The 18,171-nt window shown below is 62.0% G+C and carries 19 protein-coding genes; 10 read left to right on the top strand and 9 right to left on the bottom strand.

Going from position 1 to position 18,171, the window contains the following annotated elements; translation table 11 throughout:
- Positions 1–7: 7 nt before the first annotated feature.
- On the bottom strand, positions 8–988 hold the full coding sequence (locus tag HQ843_RS08605) for an ABC transporter permease (protein ID WP_180898880.1): 981 nt from the start codon (positions 986–988) through the stop codon (positions 8–10).
- Between the two features lie 232 nt (positions 989–1,220).
- On the opposite strand from HQ843_RS08605, the gene HQ843_RS08600 reads away from it, so the two are divergent.
- Genes HQ843_RS08600 through HQ843_RS08585 form a run of 4 tightly spaced genes read left to right on the top strand, consistent with a single transcriptional unit; the run spans position 1,221 to position 5,457 of the window.
- Positions 1,221–2,042 carry a transketolase gene (locus HQ843_RS08600; protein WP_180898881.1) on the top strand — a complete coding sequence of 274 codons (822 nt, stop codon included), beginning with the start codon at positions 1,221–1,223 and terminating at the stop codon, positions 2,040–2,042.
- A complete protein-coding gene (locus tag HQ843_RS08595; RefSeq protein ID WP_180898883.1) occupies positions 2,039–2,998 on the top strand; it encodes a transketolase family protein in 960 nt (319 codons plus the stop codon). Before HQ843_RS08600 ends, HQ843_RS08595 begins: the two co-directional genes overlap by 4 nt.
- A 4-nt stretch (positions 2,999–3,002) precedes the next feature.
- On the top strand, positions 3,003–4,460 hold the full coding sequence (locus HQ843_RS08590) for an FGGY family carbohydrate kinase (RefSeq protein ID WP_371824615.1): 1,458 nt from the start codon (positions 3,003–3,005) through the stop codon (positions 4,458–4,460).
- Between the two features lie 43 nt (positions 4,461–4,503).
- Positions 4,504–5,457, top strand: coding sequence for a sugar-binding transcriptional regulator (locus HQ843_RS08585; RefSeq protein ID WP_180898885.1), 954 nt, complete (start codon positions 4,504–4,506; stop codon positions 5,455–5,457).
- Between the two features lie 239 nt (positions 5,458–5,696).
- Here the strand turns inward: HQ843_RS08585 and HQ843_RS08580 are convergent, their stop codons facing one another.
- The 3 genes from HQ843_RS08580 to HQ843_RS08570 all read right to left on the bottom strand — a co-directional run bounded on the left by HQ843_RS08580 (position 5,697) and on the right by HQ843_RS08570 (position 7,428).
- Positions 5,697–5,948 carry a hypothetical protein gene (locus HQ843_RS08580; RefSeq protein ID WP_180898888.1) on the bottom strand — a complete coding sequence of 84 codons (252 nt, stop codon included), beginning with the start codon at positions 5,946–5,948 and terminating at the stop codon, positions 5,697–5,699.
- A gap of 64 nt (positions 5,949–6,012) precedes the next feature.
- Positions 6,013–7,038, bottom strand: coding sequence for a fatty acid desaturase (locus tag HQ843_RS08575; protein ID WP_180898890.1), 1,026 nt, complete (start codon positions 7,036–7,038; stop codon positions 6,013–6,015).
- Between the two features lie 180 nt (positions 7,039–7,218).
- Entirely contained in the window at positions 7,219–7,428 is a 210-nt protein-coding gene (locus tag HQ843_RS08570) for a cold-shock protein (protein WP_180898892.1), read from the bottom strand.
- A 611-nt stretch (positions 7,429–8,039) separates the two neighbouring features.
- Here HQ843_RS08570 and HQ843_RS08565 point away from each other — a divergent pair.
- Positions 8,040–8,186, top strand: a complete 147-nt coding sequence (locus tag HQ843_RS08565) for a hypothetical protein (RefSeq protein ID WP_180898894.1) — start codon at positions 8,040–8,042, stop codon at positions 8,184–8,186.
- Between the two features lie 170 nt (positions 8,187–8,356).
- A complete protein-coding gene (locus HQ843_RS08560) occupies positions 8,357–8,611 on the top strand; it encodes a DUF1488 family protein (RefSeq protein WP_180898896.1) in 255 nt (84 codons plus the stop codon).
- Between the two features lie 123 nt (positions 8,612–8,734).
- On the opposite strand, the gene HQ843_RS08555 is transcribed toward HQ843_RS08560, so the two are convergent.
- The 5 genes from HQ843_RS08555 to HQ843_RS08535 all read right to left on the bottom strand — a co-directional run bounded on the left by HQ843_RS08555 (position 8,735) and on the right by HQ843_RS08535 (position 13,754).
- A complete protein-coding gene (locus HQ843_RS08555; RefSeq protein WP_180898898.1) occupies positions 8,735–8,980 on the bottom strand; it encodes a hypothetical protein in 246 nt (81 codons plus the stop codon).
- A 404-nt stretch (positions 8,981–9,384) separates the two neighbouring features.
- The gene (locus tag HQ843_RS08550) at positions 9,385–10,461 is read right to left on the bottom strand and encodes an ABC transporter ATP-binding protein (protein WP_180898900.1); all 1,077 of its coding nucleotides are present in this window, start codon (positions 10,459–10,461) and stop codon (positions 9,385–9,387) included.
- A gap of 22 nt (positions 10,462–10,483) precedes the next feature.
- Positions 10,484–11,368: a carbohydrate ABC transporter permease gene (locus tag HQ843_RS08545; RefSeq protein WP_246710320.1), complete on the bottom strand. Its 885-nt coding sequence runs from the start codon at positions 11,366–11,368 to the stop codon at positions 10,484–10,486.
- Positions 11,361–12,296, bottom strand: a complete 936-nt coding sequence (locus HQ843_RS08540) for a carbohydrate ABC transporter permease (RefSeq protein WP_180898902.1) — start codon at positions 12,294–12,296, stop codon at positions 11,361–11,363. Before HQ843_RS08540 ends, HQ843_RS08545 begins: the two co-directional genes overlap by 8 nt.
- Positions 12,297–12,461: 165 nt before the next feature.
- A complete protein-coding gene (locus HQ843_RS08535) occupies positions 12,462–13,754 on the bottom strand; it encodes an extracellular solute-binding protein (RefSeq protein WP_180898904.1) in 1,293 nt (430 codons plus the stop codon).
- A 227-nt stretch (positions 13,755–13,981) separates the two neighbouring features.
- Between HQ843_RS08535 and HQ843_RS08530 the strand changes: the two genes are divergently transcribed.
- From HQ843_RS08530 to HQ843_RS08515, 4 genes are all read left to right on the top strand, one after another.
- Positions 13,982–15,181 carry an ROK family transcriptional regulator gene (locus HQ843_RS08530; protein ID WP_180898906.1) on the top strand — a complete coding sequence of 400 codons (1,200 nt, stop codon included), beginning with the start codon at positions 13,982–13,984 and terminating at the stop codon, positions 15,179–15,181.
- A 27-nt stretch (positions 15,182–15,208) separates the two neighbouring features.
- Complete coding sequence (locus HQ843_RS08525) at positions 15,209–16,309, top strand: Gfo/Idh/MocA family protein (protein WP_180898908.1); 1,101 nt, start codon at positions 15,209–15,211, stop codon at positions 16,307–16,309.
- 67 nt (positions 16,310–16,376) lie between these two features.
- Positions 16,377–17,018, top strand: coding sequence for a ThuA domain-containing protein (locus HQ843_RS08520; RefSeq protein WP_180898910.1), 642 nt, complete (start codon positions 16,377–16,379; stop codon positions 17,016–17,018).
- Between the two features lie 55 nt (positions 17,019–17,073).
- Positions 17,074–18,105, top strand: a complete 1,032-nt coding sequence (locus HQ843_RS08515; protein WP_180898912.1) for an aldo/keto reductase — start codon at positions 17,074–17,076, stop codon at positions 18,103–18,105.
- Positions 18,106–18,171 lie beyond the last annotated feature (66 nt).

Genomic DNA, 18,171 nt, shown 5'->3' with positions numbered 1-18,171 from the left:
CGAATGCTCAGTTTCCCCTGTGCTTGAAGGTCTCGGCCGCGACCGCGAGCACGATGACCGCGCCGATGATGACGGCCTGAAGAAACGGGGATACGGACAGAAGATTGAGGCCGTTGCGCAGAACGCCGATGATCAGGACGCCGATGATCGTGCCGACGACGCCGCCCGATCCGCCCGAAAGGCTGGTTCCGCCGATCACCACCGCCGCGATGGCGTCGAGTTCATAGGAGACGCCGGAGCTTGGCTGGACGGAGTCGAGACGGGCGGCGAGCAGCACGCCGGCGAGCCCCGCCAGCGATGCGCAGCTCATATAGACCAGCACCGTCGTGCGGCGGACATTGATGCCGGCAAGGCGCGCGACCTCCTGGCTGCCGCCGATCGCATAGAGCATCCGTCCGCCCTCGCGGTAACGCAGGAACAAGGTCGCGACCACGAAAACGACCAGCATGACAGCGACGGTCATCGTCAGGAAACCGCCATAGCGGATGATCGCGCTCATGTTGAACCACGGCGCGAATCCGATGATCTGCGAGCCGTTGGTGACCATGTTGGCAAGCCCGCGCGCAACCGACATCATCGCAAGCGTTGCAATGAAGGCCGGCACCTTGAATTCGGTGATCATCAGCCCCGAGACGATGCCGCAGATTGCCGCGGCGGCGAGCGCGCCGGCGATCGCAACCATCATCGGCATCCCGGCCTCGACGTTGAGATAGCCGAGCACCATCATGGCGAGCGCCAGCACCGAGCCGACGGACAGGTCGATGCCGCCGATCAGGATGACGAAGGTCATGCCCACGGCCATGATGCCGAGCACGGTGATCTGGTCGAGAATGTTCAGGAAATTGCGGAAGGACAGAAAGGAATCGGTCGCCACCGTCAGAAAGATGCACAGCAACACCAGGCCGATCAGCGGTCCGGTGGCGCCGGAAAGCGACACGATTTCCGACAGGCGCGGCTTTTGCGCAGGGGATTCCTGTGTAACAGCCATTTTTTCCTCCTCCAACGCATATGTATTCACAGCTGATGGAAAATCCATAACGGATGGATGCAAGCCTGTCAAGCAGCCGTCATACGGCAAAGCGCGACTTTAGCGCCCCGCAGGTTTAGCCCATACAACGTGGGCATGTCGTTCGGATATGGTCTGAAAGCAACCCGCCCATCTTGACAAATACCCTAACCGGATGTTTACTTCTTATCGAATAATTATGCATAGGTGACTCATGAACCCCCATGAACTGCGCGTTATCGCCAATCGCATCCGACGCCGCGATCTCAAGGCCGTCTACGAGGCGGGGGCCGGCCATATCGGCGGAGAAATGTCGGTCACCGATCTGCTGACCGCGCTCTATTTCCACGTGATGTCCGTCGACCCGGAAGCCCCCCTCGATCCCGCGCGCGACCGGCTGGTGCTGTCGAAGGGCCATACGGCGCTGGCGCTCTATATCGTGCTCTCCGAAAAGGGCTTCATCGACAGGGATGAGATCGCGACCTTCCTCAAGCATCGCTCCCGCCTCAACGGCCATCCCAACCGGGTCAAGGTTCCCGGCGTCGAAACCAATACCGGCCCGCTCGGCCACGGGCTTCCGGTGGCGGTCGGCATGGCCAAGGCGGCCAAGCTCGACCGCGCGTCCTGGCGCACCTTCGTGATCACCGGCGACGGCGAGATGCAGGAAGGGTCGAACTGGGAGGCGATCATGGCCGCCGCTCATTTCGGCCTCGACAACCTCACGCTGGTTATCGACCACAACCGTCTGCAGCAGGGCGCGCGGCTTGCCGACACCAACGATATCGCGCCGCTTGCGCCGAAACTCAGCGCCTTCGGCTGGGCGGTCGAGGAAATCGACGGCCACGACATGGAGGCGATCTGCAAGGCGCTGTCGCCTGAGACCGTCACCGCCGGCAGGCCGAAATGCATCGTTGCGCACACCAACAAGGGCCACGGCATCTCGTTCATGTCCGACAATGTCGCCTGGCATCACAAGGTGCCCAGCGAGGAACAATACCGGCAGGCCATGGCCGAGCTGGAGGAGGCCATCCGATGAATATGACTTTCGAGACCGCGAAACTGCATGATTGCCGCAACGCCTTCACCGAGACGCTGGAAGACCTCGCCGCGCTCGACAACAATATCGTCGCGGTGTGCAACGATTCCGTCGGCTCGTCCAAGCTTGGCGGCTTCGGCGAAAGGTTTCCCGAGCGGCTGATCAATGTCGGCATTGCCGAGCAGAACATGGTCGGCGTCGGCGCCGGCCTTGCCAATGGCGGCAAGATCCCGTTCGTATGCGCCGCAGCCCCGTTCCTGACCGGACGCGCGCTGGAACAGATCAAGGCCGATGTCGCCTATTCCGAAACCAATGTGAAACTGGTGGGCATCTCGTCGGGCATGGCCTATGGCGAACTCGGCCCGACCCATCATTCGATCGAGGATTTCGCCTGGATCCGGGCGCTGCCGAACGTTCCGGTGATTGCGCCTGCCGACCGGATCGAGACCGCCGCCGCCGTGCGCTGGGCCGCGGCCCACAAGGGCGGCTGCTTCCTGCGGCTGAGCCGCGTCGGCGTGCCGGACCTGCTTCCGGAAGGCCATCGGTTCACGCTCGGCAAGGCCGACATTCTGCGCGATGGCGACGCCCTGACCATCATCGCCAATGGCGTCCTGACCCACCGCGCCCTGATTGCCGCCGCCATTCTTCAGGAGCGCGGCATTGCAGCCCGCGTTCTCAACATGGCGAGCGTGCGGCCGATCGACGAGGACGCGATCATCGCGGCCGCCCGTCAGACGGGCGCGATCCTGACCTGCGAGGAGCACACGATCTTCGGCGGCCTCGGAAGCGCCGTCGCCGAGGTCGTGGTCGAGACCGCGCCGGTTCCGATGAAGCGGCTTGGCGTGCCGGGCGTTTTCGCCCATACCGGTTCGGCCAACACGCTGCTGGACGATTTCGGCATGTCGCCTTCCGCCATCGCGGACAGCGCGATCGCCCTGATCGCGCGAAAGGGATGAGATGATGGGCAAGGCGATCCTGGCGATCGACGAGGGCACCACCAATTCCAAGGCGGTGCTGGTGTCGCATGAAGGCGATATCATCGCCAGCGCCTCGGCCCCCGTGCCCATCAGCCATCCGCGCTCCGGATGGGTCGAACAGGATGCCGGGGAGATCTGGCGGGCGACCTCGAAAGCAATCGCCGAATGCCTGAAAAAGGCGCCGGATACCGAAATCGCGGCACTCGGCATCTCCAACCAGCGCGAGTCGATCCTGATCTGGGACCGCAACACCGGTCGGCCCCTCGGCCCCGTTGTCAGCTGGCAGTGCCGGCGCACCGCCGATGCCTGCCGGGGCCTGCGCGAAGCCGGCCATGAAGCCGATGTGATTGCCCGCACCGGCCTGCCGCTCGATCCGATGTTTCCGGCGACCAAAATCGCCTGGCTCCTGCAAAATCACGGGCACGAACAGGCCGATATCTGCATCGGCACGGTCGACAGCTGGCTGATATGGAAGCTTTCCGGCGAGGTTCACGCCACCGACTGCTCAAACGCGGCGCGCACCCAGCTTTTCAATCTCTCCGAAGGGCGATGGGACGAAGACCTTTGCTCCCTGTTCGGCGTCGATCCCGCGATGCTGCCGAACGTTTTCGATTCCTCCCATATATTCGGCGCGACCAGCGGCGTCGGCGTACTGCCGGACGGAATCCCGATCGCGGCCGCCATCGGCGATTCCCACGCAGCACTTTTCGGACACGGCGCGTTTTCAAGCGGCGACGGCAAGATCACCTTCGGCACCGGCTCCTCGGTGATGAAGACGATCGCGGACTATATCGTCCCGCCGGACGGCATCACCACCACCATCGCATGGTCGCTCGATGGTCGCCCGACCTATGCCTTCGAGGGCAATATCCTCGTCAGCGCCTCGATCTTTCCATGGACCGCGGACCTGCTCGGCCTTGACGGCGTCGAGGCCCTGCTGGAGCTCGCCCGGTCGGTGGACGATACCGGCGGCGTCACCCTGGTGCCGGCCCATGTCGGCCTCGGCGCGCCGCACTGGGATGCCGACGCCCGTGGCCTCGTCTGCGGCCTTTCATTTTCCACGCGGCCGGCCCATGTCGCCCGTGCGGCGGCCGAAAGCCTTGCCTTTCAGGTTCATGACGTGTTTTCGATCATGGCGGATGCCGGCGGCGATGTCGGGCGCATCTCCGTCGATGGCGGCCCGAGCCGCAACCGGTTCCTGATGCAGCTTGTGGCCGATTATATCGACCGGCCGGTCACGCCCTGCCGCAATGCCGAGGCTTCGGCGATGGGCGCCGCCCATCTTGCGGGCTTGGCCGTCGGCTTCTGGCCGGATATCGAGGCGCTGGCCGAACTCGCCAGCCGGGAGCCGGAAATCAGACCGGCGACAACGGCAGCCAGGCGCAATGCTTCCATTGCATCATGGACAAAAGCGATTGCCCGAACCACATTGCCGGTGTAGAGAATAAATATTCACACCAGCAGCGACGAGTACCCAAAACGCTATGTCCCGTCTCAACGAACTTCGGATGATCGCCCGCGTGGCGCAGATGTATCACACCGAGGGGCAGCGTCAGTCGGAGATCGCGAAGCACCTGCGGATCTCGCAGGCAACGGTTTCGCGCATGCTGAAGCGCGCCCAGGAAGAAGAGATCGTGCGCACCACCGTGGTCGCGCCTTCCGGCACCTATGCCGAACTGGAATCGGGCCTCAGGAGCCGGTTCGGAATTTCAGAGGCGATCGTGGTCGAATGTTCGGAGGACCGCGACGGCGCGATCATGGCGCGGATCGGCGAGGCGGCGGCGCATTTCCTGGAGGCGACGCTGCAGTCCGGCGAGATCATCGGGGTTTCGAGTTGGTCGGAAACGATCCTGCGGATGGTGGACAACATCCATCCGATGAAAACCGGCAAGGCCCGCTACGTGGTGCAGACGCTCGGCGGCATGGGCGATCCGACGGTCCAGATCCACGCCAACCAGCTCACCACCCGGCTGGCGCGGCTGACGGGCGCGGAAGCCCATCTCTTGAGCGCGCCGGGCGTGGCGCAATCGCGGGAGGCCAAGCTGGTGCTGCTCGGCGACACCTATGTGCGCCAGACCATGGAGCTTTTTTCAAGGATCACGCTGGCGATTGTCGGCATCGGCGCGATGGAGCCGTCGGGCATGCTGGCGCGCAGCGGCAACGTGTTCTCCTCGCGCGAGCTTGCCGAAGTCGCCGAGGCCGGCGGCGTCGGCGATATCAGCCTGCGCTTCTTCGATGCCGAGGGCGGCTTCGTGAAGACGCCGCTGCATGACCGGGTCATCGGCATGACGCTCGAGGAATTGTCGAAGGTCGAACGCGTCATCGCGCTTGCCGGCGGCCGGTCCAAGACCGAAGCCATTCGCGGCGCGCTGCGAACCGGCGTCATCGATCTGCTGATCACCGACAGGTTCACCGCCGAACGCCTGCTGGAAACATGAGCGTCCGGGGACCAGGCGCACCGGCATTACGGTTCTGGTCGACAACGACATAGGTACACGGCTTGGCCGCCCTCTCCCGCATGTCGATGCGCCGCGCATGAAATTGGCGCGTCGGGCTGTGGAATCGCTCCTGAGCGAAACCGTCGTTGGCGTACGCGACATTCGCCGCCGCATGCATCATCGATTTTGGTAAGACACCGGCCGGTATGACCCGGCCGACTTTGGAGCGCCGAGAAAATTCAGAGCAGCTTGTTGCTGCCTTCATCATTCTGGCTCGCATCGGCCGAAGCCTTGCGCAGCTTTTTGCCGGTCTTGGACTTGACGGCGGCATCGGAAGGCTGGTCGGAGTCCGCACCTTTGCCGGTCTCGACCGGCTTGGCCGCAACAGCGTCCTTATTGCTGGTAAAACGTATCATTTGGATCTCCTTTGGTTTGGCATCAGACGAGCGAAACGAAGCGAGCGAAAGACCTGCCGGAGCAATGCGACGCATGAGCGTCAGCCACCGGACGGTACTGTCGAAACGAGAGACGTGTGAAAACCATCACCTTCGCGCGTCACACACAAAGCCGCGCCTGCCTGAACGAGACCAGCCGGTTGGCGGCCTCATCCCACAAAACCAACTTAACACAACGCAGGCTCTCCAGTAATGTAATTCTGCCGATGTCGCGCAGTTCCGGATAGTCACGCAGGATCTCCGGCAACCGATAGAACGGCACCTTCGCCGCGAGATGGTGAACGTGGTGGATTCCGATATTGCCGGTGATCCATCTAAGCGGAAACGGAAGGTCATAATGCGAACTGCCGTGCAGCGCGGCGTTCTGGAAGTCCCAGCTTCGGCCCTTGGACCAATACGTCTCCTCGAACTGGTGCTGGACATAGAACAGCCACACCCCCGCGGTCGCGGCCATCAGCGTGATCGGCAATTGCACCGCCAGGAAGGCGAGCGGCCCCATCAGCCACATCAGCAGCACGACGGGAATGGCCGCGCCGAGCGTGGTTGCGACCGTCGAAGTCCACGGTTCGACGCCCGCGCGCATCAGACCGACCGGCAATCGGTACTGGCAGATGAACAGCCACGCGGGACCGAAACCGAACATCACGGTCGGATGGCGATAAAGACGATAGCGCAACCGCCCCATAAGGGACAAAGCGCGGTATTCCCTGACCGTCAGCGTATCGACATCGCCGATGCCGCGCTTGTCGAGATTGCCGGTGGTGGCGTGATGGACGGCGTGGGTCCGGCGCCAGTAATCGTATGGGGTCAGGGTGAAGACGCCGATGACGCGGCCGGTCCAGTCGTTGACGCGGCGTTGACCGAAAAGGGCGCCATGTCCGCAATCATGCTGCAGGACAAACAGGCGAACCAGGAAACCAGCCGCCGGAACCGTCAGCGCCAGCGCCCACCAATGACCGTGTGTCACGGCGAGCGCAATCAATGTCCACAAACCGACGAAAGGCACGGCCGTTACGGCGATCTCGATCGTGCTGCGGAGCAGATTTGGGCTCCGGTATTGTGCAAGCGCCGCCGTCCAGGAGCGTTTGCTACGTTCGACTGCGGCCTTCGCGGTGCTGCTTTCCAAGGGGTTTCCCAATACCGATATGCGCCCGTTCGCGACGCGCGTTTAACCTGTCACAGATAGCGCCGGCGGCCTTTCGCGCGTGGCCCACAACGCAAGAAAGGCCGGACGCATGCCCGGCCATTCCGTCCGTCTCAAACATTCCGTGCCAGTACATCCGTGGTCACGAAACGCAGACGTGGATTATGCAGACTGCAGGTTTTCCGCAGCGCTCTTGCCCGACCTGCTGTCGGTGACGACGTCGAAGCTGAGCTTCTGGCCTTCAACGATGGTGGTCATGCCGGCGCGCTCGACAGCGGAGATATGGACGAAAACGTCCGAACCGCCGGCATCGGTTTCAATGAAGCCGAAACCCTTGGTGGAATTGAAAAATTTTACTGTACCAGTGCTCATGATGATTTCCTTTCAATCGATCACAGAGAGAACGCCCGTCACGCGCAACGACCGCGACGGCTCGAAATAGTCGACTTTGATGGGAAATTTATCGGGGCGCCAAGGCGCGAACAAACATCAGGTAGCAAGGTCGATGAAACTCATATGCACTTCTTTTGCGGTTAAAACAAGGCATTTCGGTAATTTTTTAAAATAAAAGTGCAAATAAAAGCGATGATTCTGAAATAAAATCCCTTCAAAGGCCTATGTTTTTCTCAAAAAAATATGTATATTTAGCGTTGCAAATCTCTGAACCTGCCCATGAAATCACCTGCACCGAAATGCCCCTGCCTTCAGTCCGGAGCGAGGCAGCAGACTGTGCCGACGCGTTCGTCGTGTGGAACGGTTCAGGCCCTGGAGCGCCGTGGGTCCATTCGGAACGCACAAAGGACGCTCTGACTTATTGAATCTGCGCGTCGTGCTGCCCGAAAACCGGTAACCACTTTTTCGCCCGACGCTCTAGCTTGCCGGCGAGGCAATCGGGTGCGCCTCCAGCTACAGACCTCGCATCTTCGACAGACAAACATGAGGCGCCATCGCAACAAGGCGCGCTCGATACAGGGAGTTCACACATGGCCAAAGGTCAAAAGAAAAGCAATCGCGAAATCAGAAAGCCCAAAAAGGAAAAGGGTCCGGCCGTTGTCGATGCGCCGCTTTCCGGCTCACTGGTCAAAAATGCCGGAAAAGGCAATGCGACGTTCGGCAAGCCGAAAGGCTGATCCCCGGCGAGCGCATTTCGCAGTCGGGCGGAACCGCCTGACGTCCACGAAGATGCGTCAGCACAATAGCTGGAGCAGGTCCGCGTTACCGTGGAAGGCGGACCCGATCCATCGTCCGGAAATTTGCAGCCGGTGGCGTTCCTACGCCGTTCTCAAGGAGATATTCGATCATGGCACTCGCCTTTCCCAACCAAAGCCGCAGTTACGACAAAGGCGGCAAACGCGTCCGCTTCACAGGTCATGACGGCATGTTCGAAGTGATGTTTTTCGTCAATGCCGATGCGCTCAGCGACCCGGCCGACGGCGAAGCGAGCTACCTCGCCGCATTCGATGCGGCGCGCGAGAAAATCTACAACACGGCGCGCAAGCTCTACCTGAAGGGCCGTAAGGCCGTTTATGTTCTTTCGGCTGCTGATTTCGCCTGATCCGGGCGCATTGTGAGAGGTGAATCTCTCTTCCCGGCAGAGGCTCTCGAAAGCGCCACATCGGCGGCACCCAAGGGATGCGGCCGATGCGTGGCATGATCTACCGGCGGCGCGCCCGGCGCATCATTTCTGATCGCGATCGAGCGGATAGCCCGGTGCATCATAAAGCATCCGGATCTGCCGGTCGTCATAGCGGCTTTCCTCGACTTCCAGCACCGAGCCGCGCAGCTGGCACCCATCCCTTTCCTCGACGGCGAAGCGCACCGCTTCCGCGACTGTTTCAAACCGCTTGTAGCGGGGGCTGCGATGACCCTTGGCCTTTCGGCCGGGATAGAGTGCAGCTTCGACCATGTAGTCGAATTCGTTCATTGTGTTATTTCCCATTAAAGCGAAAGTAAACCGGGCGATCTGCTGACCTTGGCGATTGTCAGCGAGACCTCTGCGCCGGCGCGAAAAAGCGCGCTCCGATCACGCATCTGAAAATCATCCCGGACCTGTCACTGTCTGCCATCGGGCAGGCGGCCTCATGCTCATTATCATGGCGAGCAGGCAAACCAGCAATGAATAGAGGGAATGGTTTGGGAAATGCCCCTCACCCTTCCAGTTACGAAGGCAAGGAATTCTTCCCCGGCAGTCGCGCCCATTTCAAATCCGGCTGCCGATCTATAATGCGCCAAAATCACATTGACGGCAAGGTGCAAGCGACACGCGCTGCCCGCCATAGCGTGAGGCCGGGATTTGAACTCGGTCCTGCCGCAACCCGCCGGCGCCCATTACAGTGCTGCGCCGGTCTCGCTGTCGAAGATGTGGACGCGTTCCGGATCGATCTTTGCCGCGAACGGCTGGCCGTGATGGATCTCGTGTTCGCCATCGACGATCGCCGTCACATGCTGGCCGCCAAGTTCGAAGAGGACATGGCTCTGGGCGCCGGTCGGCTCCACCAGCAGCGCCGTGCCGTTGATCACCGATCCCGTGCCGATATCGGGATTGAGGTGTTCGGGGCGAAGGCCGACGGTGACCTTCCTGTCCGCCTTGAGGCCGGCATGGTTGCCGGAGATCGCCAGCACCGTTCCATCGACAAAGCCCACCGCCGGGCCGCCGTCTGCCGCAATAATGATGCCGGGCAGAAGGTTCATCGCCGGCGAGCCGATGAAGGCTGCGACGAACAGGTTGGCCGGCTTGCGGTAAAGCTCGATCGGCGTGCCCTGCTGCTCGATATGGCCCTGGTTGAGCACCACCACCCGGTCTGCAAGGGTCATCGCCTCGATCTGGTCATGCGTCACATAAACCGAGGTGGTCTCGACGCGCTGATGCAGCGTCTTGATCTCCGCGCGCATCTGCACGCGGAGTTTCGCGTCGAGGTTCGACAGCGGCTCGTCGAACAGGAACACCGCCGGATTGCGCACCACCGCGCGGCCCATGGCAACGCGCTGGCGCTGGCCGCCGGAAAGCTGCGAGGGCTTGCGGTCGAGCAGCGCGGTGAGGTCCAGCATCCGCGCCGCCTCTCCCACCCGCTCCTCGATCTCGGCCTTCGGGCGTTTGGCCAGACGCAGGTTGAAGCCCATATTCTCCTTGACCGTCATATGCGGATAGAGCGCATAGGACTGGAACACCATGGCGATGTTGCGCTCGCGCGGGGTGAGCGCGTTGACCACCTCTCCGCCGATCGAGATTTCGCCGCTGGTGATTTCCTCAAGGCCGGCGATCATGCGCAGCAGCGTGGACTTGCCGCAGCCGGACGGGCCGACGAGGGCGACGAATTCGCCATCCTCGATCGCCAGCGAAACGCCGTGGATGACCTCGAGAGCGCCGTAGGACTTTCTGATATTGCTGAGTTCGACGGATGCCATTTTCGACAAGCTCCCCGAGGTTTCACGATTTCACGGCGCCGGCGGTAAGCCCGGCGATGATGTGTTTCTGGGCGACGAAGAAGGCGATGATCGTCGGCAGGATGGTGAGCGTGATGAAGGCCAACACCAACTGCCATTCAGTCGCGAATTCGCCCTTGTAGACCATGATGCCGAGTGGCCAGGGATAGCGGTCCTCCGTGTTCAGCATGATCAGCGGGATGATGTAGCTGTTCCAGCTCTGCACGAAGGCGATGATGCCGACCGTGGCGATGATCGGCCGCGACAGCGGCATGGTCACGTGCCAGAAGAAGCCGATATAGCCGCAGCCATCGACAAAGGCGGCATCGAACAGCTCCTCCGGCAGGTTGCGAAAGTAATTGCGGAACAGAAGAATGCTCATGCCGAGCCCGAAGGCCACCTGCGGCAGGATCACGCCCCAATAGGTATCGAGCAGGCCGAGATCGCGGATGCGGATATAGAGCGGCAGGATCGCGGTCGCCGCCGGAAACATCAGCCCGATCAGAAAGTAATTGAGCAGGTAATCCGAGCCGAAGAACCGGATATGGGCGAAGCAGAACGCGGCGCAGGCGGCAAACACGATCGTGAGAAACACGGTGAACACCGCGATCAGCAGCGAATTGCCCATCTGCAGCCAGTACCGCTTCGACACCAGGATATCGGTGTAATTGCTCCACTGCCACTGGTCAGGCAGGCCGAAGGGAGAACCGCGCAGATCCGGCAGCGTCTTGAAGCCGCCAAGCGCGGTGGTCAGAAGCGGGATGATGACAATGCCGGCGACCAGCAGCAGCGAGACATAGAGATAGGTCTGCGTGCCGACATTCAGCTTGCGGCCTTCCCCGCCGGATTTTGCCGCATCGATCGGCGCGCTTTCGGAGATCTCAGTCATTTTTCATGAATATCCGTTTGTAGCTGAAGGCCAGCGTGACGCAGATGATGAACAGAATGACGCCGACGGCGCTGCCGAAGCCGACCTGCATGCGGGTGACGCCGAAATTGTAAAGGAAGGTCACCATGGTCTGGGTCGAGTTGGCCGGGCCGCCGCCGGTGAGCGGCATGATGAGATCGAAAAGCTGAAGCGAGCCGATAACGGCGAAAAACACCGACAGCCGGACGGTGGAGCCCAGCATCGGCAGTGTCACCAGCCTGAATTTCTGCCAGCCGGTCGCGCCGTCGATATCGGCCGCCTCCAGAATGGAATTGTCGATCGCCTGCAGGCCGGCGATGAACAGCATCATGTGGAAGCCGAAATATTTCCACACCACGACGCCAAGGATCGCCGACATGGCGGTATCGGGATTGGCCAGGAGAAACGGCGGTTCGGCGCCGAAGAAATGCCAGATGCCGGCCACCAGCCCGAAATCGCCGTCATAGACGAAGCGCCAGATCATGCCGGCGGCGACATCGGCCAGCACATAGGGCAGGAAGAAGATCAGCCGGAAGAACAGCGCGCCCCCGATCCGTTTCGTCACCATCGAGGCAAGCCACAGCGCCAGCGGCAGCTGGATGACGATCGACACGGCGATGATGAGGCCGTTATTGATGAGCGCCGTGGTGAAGGCGCTGTTGCGGAAGATCAGCCGATAATTGCGGAAATCGACCCACTTGCTCGGCTCTCCATAGCCATTCCAGTGGAAGAAGGAATACCAGGCCGCCTCGCCCATCGGCAGGATGACGAGCAGCGTGAACAACACCAGCGCCGGCGGCATGAAGATGATCAGCACCGGCCATTTGGTATGGGCCAGCGATCGCCGCCTTCTGCGCCTGCCGGGGGCAGGCCCGACCGGCGCGGGCAGAATGGAATCGGTGGTCGTCATTGGTATTTTTCCCGCATGCAATGCGGCGGCGGTCTGCCGCCTTGCCCGTGCGGCCGGGGATTGCCGATCATAGCCGGTTGGCGTGAAAAACCGCCGGCTTGCCGGATCCCCGGACATCAGGAGCCTTGATGTCCGGGCACCGCCGAAGCGGCGCCCGGAACAGCGCTACATGTTTTCCAGTTCGTAGGTGTCCTGGATCTGCTGGGCGGCGTCCTCCGGCGAGGTCGCCCCGGAAACGATCGCGGCGCTCATGTCGTTGACCACCGCGCCGACATTCGGGCCCAGATCCTGATCGAGATAGTTCTGGTGCCAGGTTTCCTCGGCCAGCGCCTCGGCACTGCTCTTCAGAAGCGGATCGGTGATCGAATCGGCAACGCCGATCGTGACCGGAATGACCTTCTGAACCGCCGATACCCTGCGGGCGACATCCGGACTGGTGTAATATTCGAGGAACTTTTCGGTCTCGGGCGGCGCATCGCGGGTGACGGCCCAGCCGGTCAGGCCACCCATATTGTCGGTGACAAGACCCGGCGCGCCTTCAATGACGGGAAACGCAAAGCGGCCGATATTGTCTTCCGCAAGCCCCTTGCCATCGGTGGAATTGCTGATCTGCGTCCGGCCGGTGTTTTCAAAGGACAGGATCATCGCCGCGCGACCGTCGCCGAAGGTTGCGAGCGCATCGTTCCAGGTCGCGCCGAGATAGCCGTTCTGGAAGGGCTCAAGCGCGCCGAGGGCTGCCAGTTTCTCGCCGGCCGCGACGAATGGCTCGCCCGCAAAGCCGCCATTTTCGCCGGCCTTTGCGGCCATGAAACCGTCATGGCCGGCCTCGCGCATGGCGAGATAGCCCCAGTAGAAATGGATCGGCCACTTGTCGCCGCCGCCGCCGGCAATCGGCGTGATCCCGGCATCCTTCAGCGTCTTCACGGCGCCCATGAAGTCGTCCCAGGTCTGGATCGAGGCGCCGTCCACGCCCGCCTTGTCGAACAGTTCCTTGTTGTAGAAGAACGAGACGACGCCATTGAGGACCGGAGCGGCCCAGACCTTGTCGTCAAACGTCATCCCGGCAATGGAAGACGGCTTCAGCGTGTCGCGCCATGTGTTGTTGTCGGCGTCGAGCGCCGGCGAGATGTCGCGCAGAACGCCGGTTTCCGACTGGGCTTTCAGGACGCCGCCGCCCCAGGTGTAGAACAGGCTGGGGATTTCGGACGATTGCAGCAATGTCGGAAGCTTGGCCTTGAAAGCCTGGTTTTCGAGAAACTGCATCTCGATCGTGACGCCGGGATTGGCCTGTTCGAATTCGTCGGCCACCTGGCGCCAGACTTCCACGACCGGCTCCTGGTTTTCCAGGTGCAGCCATTTGATGACGGTCTCGGCGGATGCCGTATTTGCCGTCGCCGCAAGGGCCGCAAAGCCGGCGGCGGCAGCGCCATAACGAAGCCATTTGGCAGTAATTGACATATCGCACTCCTCCCAAAGTACTTTTTGCACACTCCGGATTAAATAAATGTCGGTACCTGAGTTTTGTCAACCCGAATCTGCCAACGACGAGGCAAACCGCCTTAAAAATAGCCATACCCTGCAAAAACAGCTTGCATCCGCCGCGGGCGCAGGACTAGAAACGAACATCAATTATTTCGCAACGCGGAAAAATTAAACCCTGTCCTGAACCTGCCCGACGAGCCTTCATGAAGACCGCTGATCCTGAATTGATGCGAGCAATCAACCGGTTGAGCGTGCTGGATACGATCCGGCGCAATGGCCCGATCGCGCGCATCGAAATCAGCAAGCGCACCGAATTGTCGACCAGCACGGTCTCCGCGATCACGGGGTCGCTGATCGACGATGGCCTGATCCTGTCGCGTCACGAAGGCGATCTGCGCAATGCCGCGGCGCGCGGCCGCCCCCGGGTGATGCTCGAGCTCAACCCCGATGCGTCGAGGGTTGTCGGCGCCAAGATCGCGGCAACGCGGATGACCTTCGTGGTCTCCGATTTCTGCGGCGAGGTGCTTTCGGAATTTTCGCTGCCGGTGCGCATCGACCGGATGCCGATCGATGTCATCGCCGATCTGGTGGAGGACGGCGTGCGCGCCTGCGTGATGGATACCGGGCTGACGCTTTCCGAGATCGACATGATCTGCCTCGGCATTCCCGGCGTGGTCGAGCACCGCACCGGCATCGTGCGCTCCAGCCCGATCTTCAGGGACGAGAACGTCGATTTCGCAGCCGTCATGTCGCCGCGCTTCGGCATCCGGACCATCATCGAAAGCGATGTCCACGCCGTCACCCTTGCCCATCACTGGTTCGGCAAGGCGCGCCACCTCGAGGACATGGTGCTGATATCGCTGGAGCGGACGCTGGGTCTCGGCGTGCTGCACAACAGCCAGCTGTTTCGCGGGGCCGGCGGGCTCAGCCACAATCTCGGCGACCTCGTGCTCGGCAGCAGCGCCGACAGCATGTCGCGGCTGGCAAGCCTTGCCGGCGAAAGCGCGATCCTCGGCGACGGACCGCGCGAAGGGCTTTACGCCGATGCCGTTCGGCTCGGCCGGGGCATTTCCCATGCCCAGACGCTGATCGAGGCCAAGGATGCGCAGATCATGTCGGCGGCAGAGCGCGCCGGCGATGCCGTCGGGGTGACAGTCGCCAATATCGTCACGCTGTTCGCCCCGCCGCGCGTCATTCTGGTGGGCTCCAGCCTCGCGCTTGGCAAACCGTTCATCGACCGGCTGACCAAGGCCTTCAATAGCGCGATACCGCCATCGCTCGCCGATGTGAGCGAACTGATCTTCGATGACGCGACGGATTTCTTCTGGGCGCGGGGAGCGGCCGCCGTCGCGCTTTACGAACTGTATGAATCGCCATGGAGCACAACCGGTCCGGCGCTTTGAGCTTCACGCTTTCGGGAGGAGTGAAAAATGGAAAAAATCGGTATCGGCATCATCGGATGCGGCAATATTTCGGCCGCCTATCTGAAGGCGATGGCCGGATTCGACATTCTCGACATCCGCGGCATCGCCGACCTCAACCAGGCGGCGGCCGAGGCGAAGGCGGCCGAATTCAATGTGCCCGCCAGCACCATCGACGCGCTGATGGCCGACCCCAAGGTCGAGATCATCCTCAACCTCACCATCCCGCGCGCCCATGTCGAGGTGGCAATGCGGGCGCTTGCGGCGGGCAAGCATACCTATTCGGAAAAGCCGCTCGGCATTAATTTCGCCGAGGGCAAGAAGCTCGCCGAGGCCGCCGCGCGTGCAGGGCTCAGGATCGGCGCGGCTCCCGATACGTTTCTCGGCGGCGGCCACCAGACGTCCCGCGCGATCGTCGACAGCGGCGCGCTTGGCCTTGCCGTCGGCGGCACGGCGAGCTTCATGCGGCCGGGGCATGAATCCTGGCACCCCAATCCCGATTTCTACTATGATATCGGCGGCGGGCCGATGCTCGACATGGGCCCCTATTACATCACCGATCTCGTCAACCTGTTCGGGCCGGTGAAGAAGGTCGCGGGCTTTGCGACCATGCTGCGCAAGGAACGCGAGATCACCAGCGAACCGCGCCGGGGCGACACGATTTCGGTGCAGGTCCCGACCCATATCGCCGGCGTGCTTTCCTTTGCAAACGGCGCCGTGGTGCAGGTGACGATGAGCTTCGATGTGGCCGGCCACAAGCATCTGCCGATCGAGATCTACGGCACCGAGGGAACGCTGCTGGTTCCCGACCCCAATTTCTTCGCCGGCCCGGTCTCGCTTCTGAAAAAGGGCGGAGACTTCGAGGACCATCCCGTCGACCAACCCTATGCCGACGGCAATTACCGTTCGATCGGCCTTGCAGACATGGCCTATGCGATCCGCAACGACAGGCCGCACCGGGCCAACGGCGATCTGGCGCTGCACGTGCTGGAGGTGATGGAAGCTTTCGAGATTGCCGCGGAGACCGGCCGGACGGTCGAGATCACAACGACCGCCGAGCGGCCGGCGCCGCTCTCGGTCTCGCTCGTCAACGGCGTTCTCGGCCAATAGGCCGCGAACTCAGGGATTTCAAACCCGGCCGGCAGCCATCGCCGGCTGATGCAAGAGGAGAATGATCATGCGCGAAGCACTCATCGTCTGGGGCGGCTGGAGCGGCCATGAGCCGGAGGAATGCGCCCATATCATCCGCGACATGCTGCAGGAGGACGGGTTCAAGGTCTATCTGGAACATTCCACCGAGGCCTTCGCCGATCCGCAGATCAAGGATCTGAGCCTGATCGTGCCGATCATGACCATGTCGAAGATCGAGAACGAGGAGGTGAAGAACCTCTCCGCTGCCGTCGAGGGCGGCGTCGGTATTGCCGGCTATCACGGCGGCGCCGGCGATGCCTTCCGCGATTCGGTCGACTATCAGTTCATCATCGGCGGCCAGTGGGTCGCCCACCCCGGCAACATCATCGATTACCGGGTGAACGTCACGAAGCCGGATGACCCGATCATGGAGGGGATTTCGGATTTCCCATACACTTCGGAACAATATTACATGCATGTCGACCCCTCGAACGAGGTTCTGGCGACAACCACCTTTGCCGGCGACCATGCCGAATGGATCGACGGCGTCGTCATGCCGGTTGCGTGGAAACGCCGTCACGGCAAGGGCCGGGTGTTCTATTCCTCGCTCGGACACGTTGCCAGCGAGTTCCAGGTCCCGGAGATGGCGACCATCTTCCGCCGCGGCGCCAACTGGGCGGCGCGCTGAACCTGCAACCGGCGGAGATCACGCCTGATCTGCGCACAATAAACAGGAGAGCATCATGGAATATCGCAGACTTGGAAACAGCGGCACCGTGGTCACCAATCTGTGCCTCGGCACCATGACCTTCGGCGACGAGGCCGATGAGGAGACATCCTTCCGGCTGATGGACGCCTATGTCGAAGCGGGCGGTAATTTCATCGATACCGCCAATGTCTACTCGACCGGTATTTCCGAGGAGATCATCGGTCGCTGGCTGAAACAGAAACCCGGCATCACAAAGGAACTCGTGATCGCCACCAAGGCGCGCTTTCCGATGGGAGACGGCCCGAACCGCATCGGACTGTCGCGCAAGAACCTTGCCGAAGCGCTCGACGCCTCGCTTGTCCGGCTTGGCGTCGAGCAGGTCGACCTCTACCAGCTTCATGCCTTTGACGCGCTGACGCCGCTGGAAGAAACCCTGCGCTTCCTCGATGATGCTGTCTCGAGCGGCAAGATCGCCTATTATGGCTTCTCGAACTTTCTCGGCTGGCAGCTGACCAAGGCGGTCTGGATCGCGAAATCGAACGGCTTTGCGGCACCCGTGACGCTGCAGCCGCAATATAACCTGCTTGCCCGCGGCATCGAACACGAGATCGTGCCCGCCTGCGAGGATGCCGGCATGGGGCTGCTGCCGTGGTCGCCGCTTGCCGGCGGCTGGCTTTCGGGCAAATACAAGCGCGACCAGATGCCGACCGGCGCCACAAGGCTTGGCGAAAACCCCGAGCGCGGCATGGAAGCCTATGACAAGCACAATGCCAGATCCGCGACCTGGGCGGTGCTGGACGCGCTGGAGGAGATCGCGGGCGCGCATAATGCCAGCATGGCGCAGGTGGCGCTGGCCTGGCTTGCGGCCCAGCCGGCGGTCACCTCCGTCATCCTCGGCGCCCGCACCGAAGCGCAGCTCGCCGACAATCTCGGCGCAGCAGAGCTTCAGCTTTCCACGGATGAACTGAAGCGCCTGTCGGACGTCTCGACCCAGCCAATGCCGGATTACCCTTACGGGATCGCCGGTGCTGCACAGCGTTTCCGCAAGATTGAAGGCGGCCGCTGAAGGACGACGCGCTTTCGGGGCTGGCCGCCTTCGCCGGCCCCGCGGCTGCAAGCCTGGCCTGCCTCC

The sequence above is a fragment of the Martelella sp. NC20 genome, assembly GCF_013459645.1.
GTDB lineage: Bacteria > Pseudomonadota > Alphaproteobacteria > Rhizobiales > Rhizobiaceae > Martelella.
The sequence above is the reverse complement of the archived record's forward strand: the minus strand, read 5'-3'. Positions and strand labels throughout refer to the sequence as shown.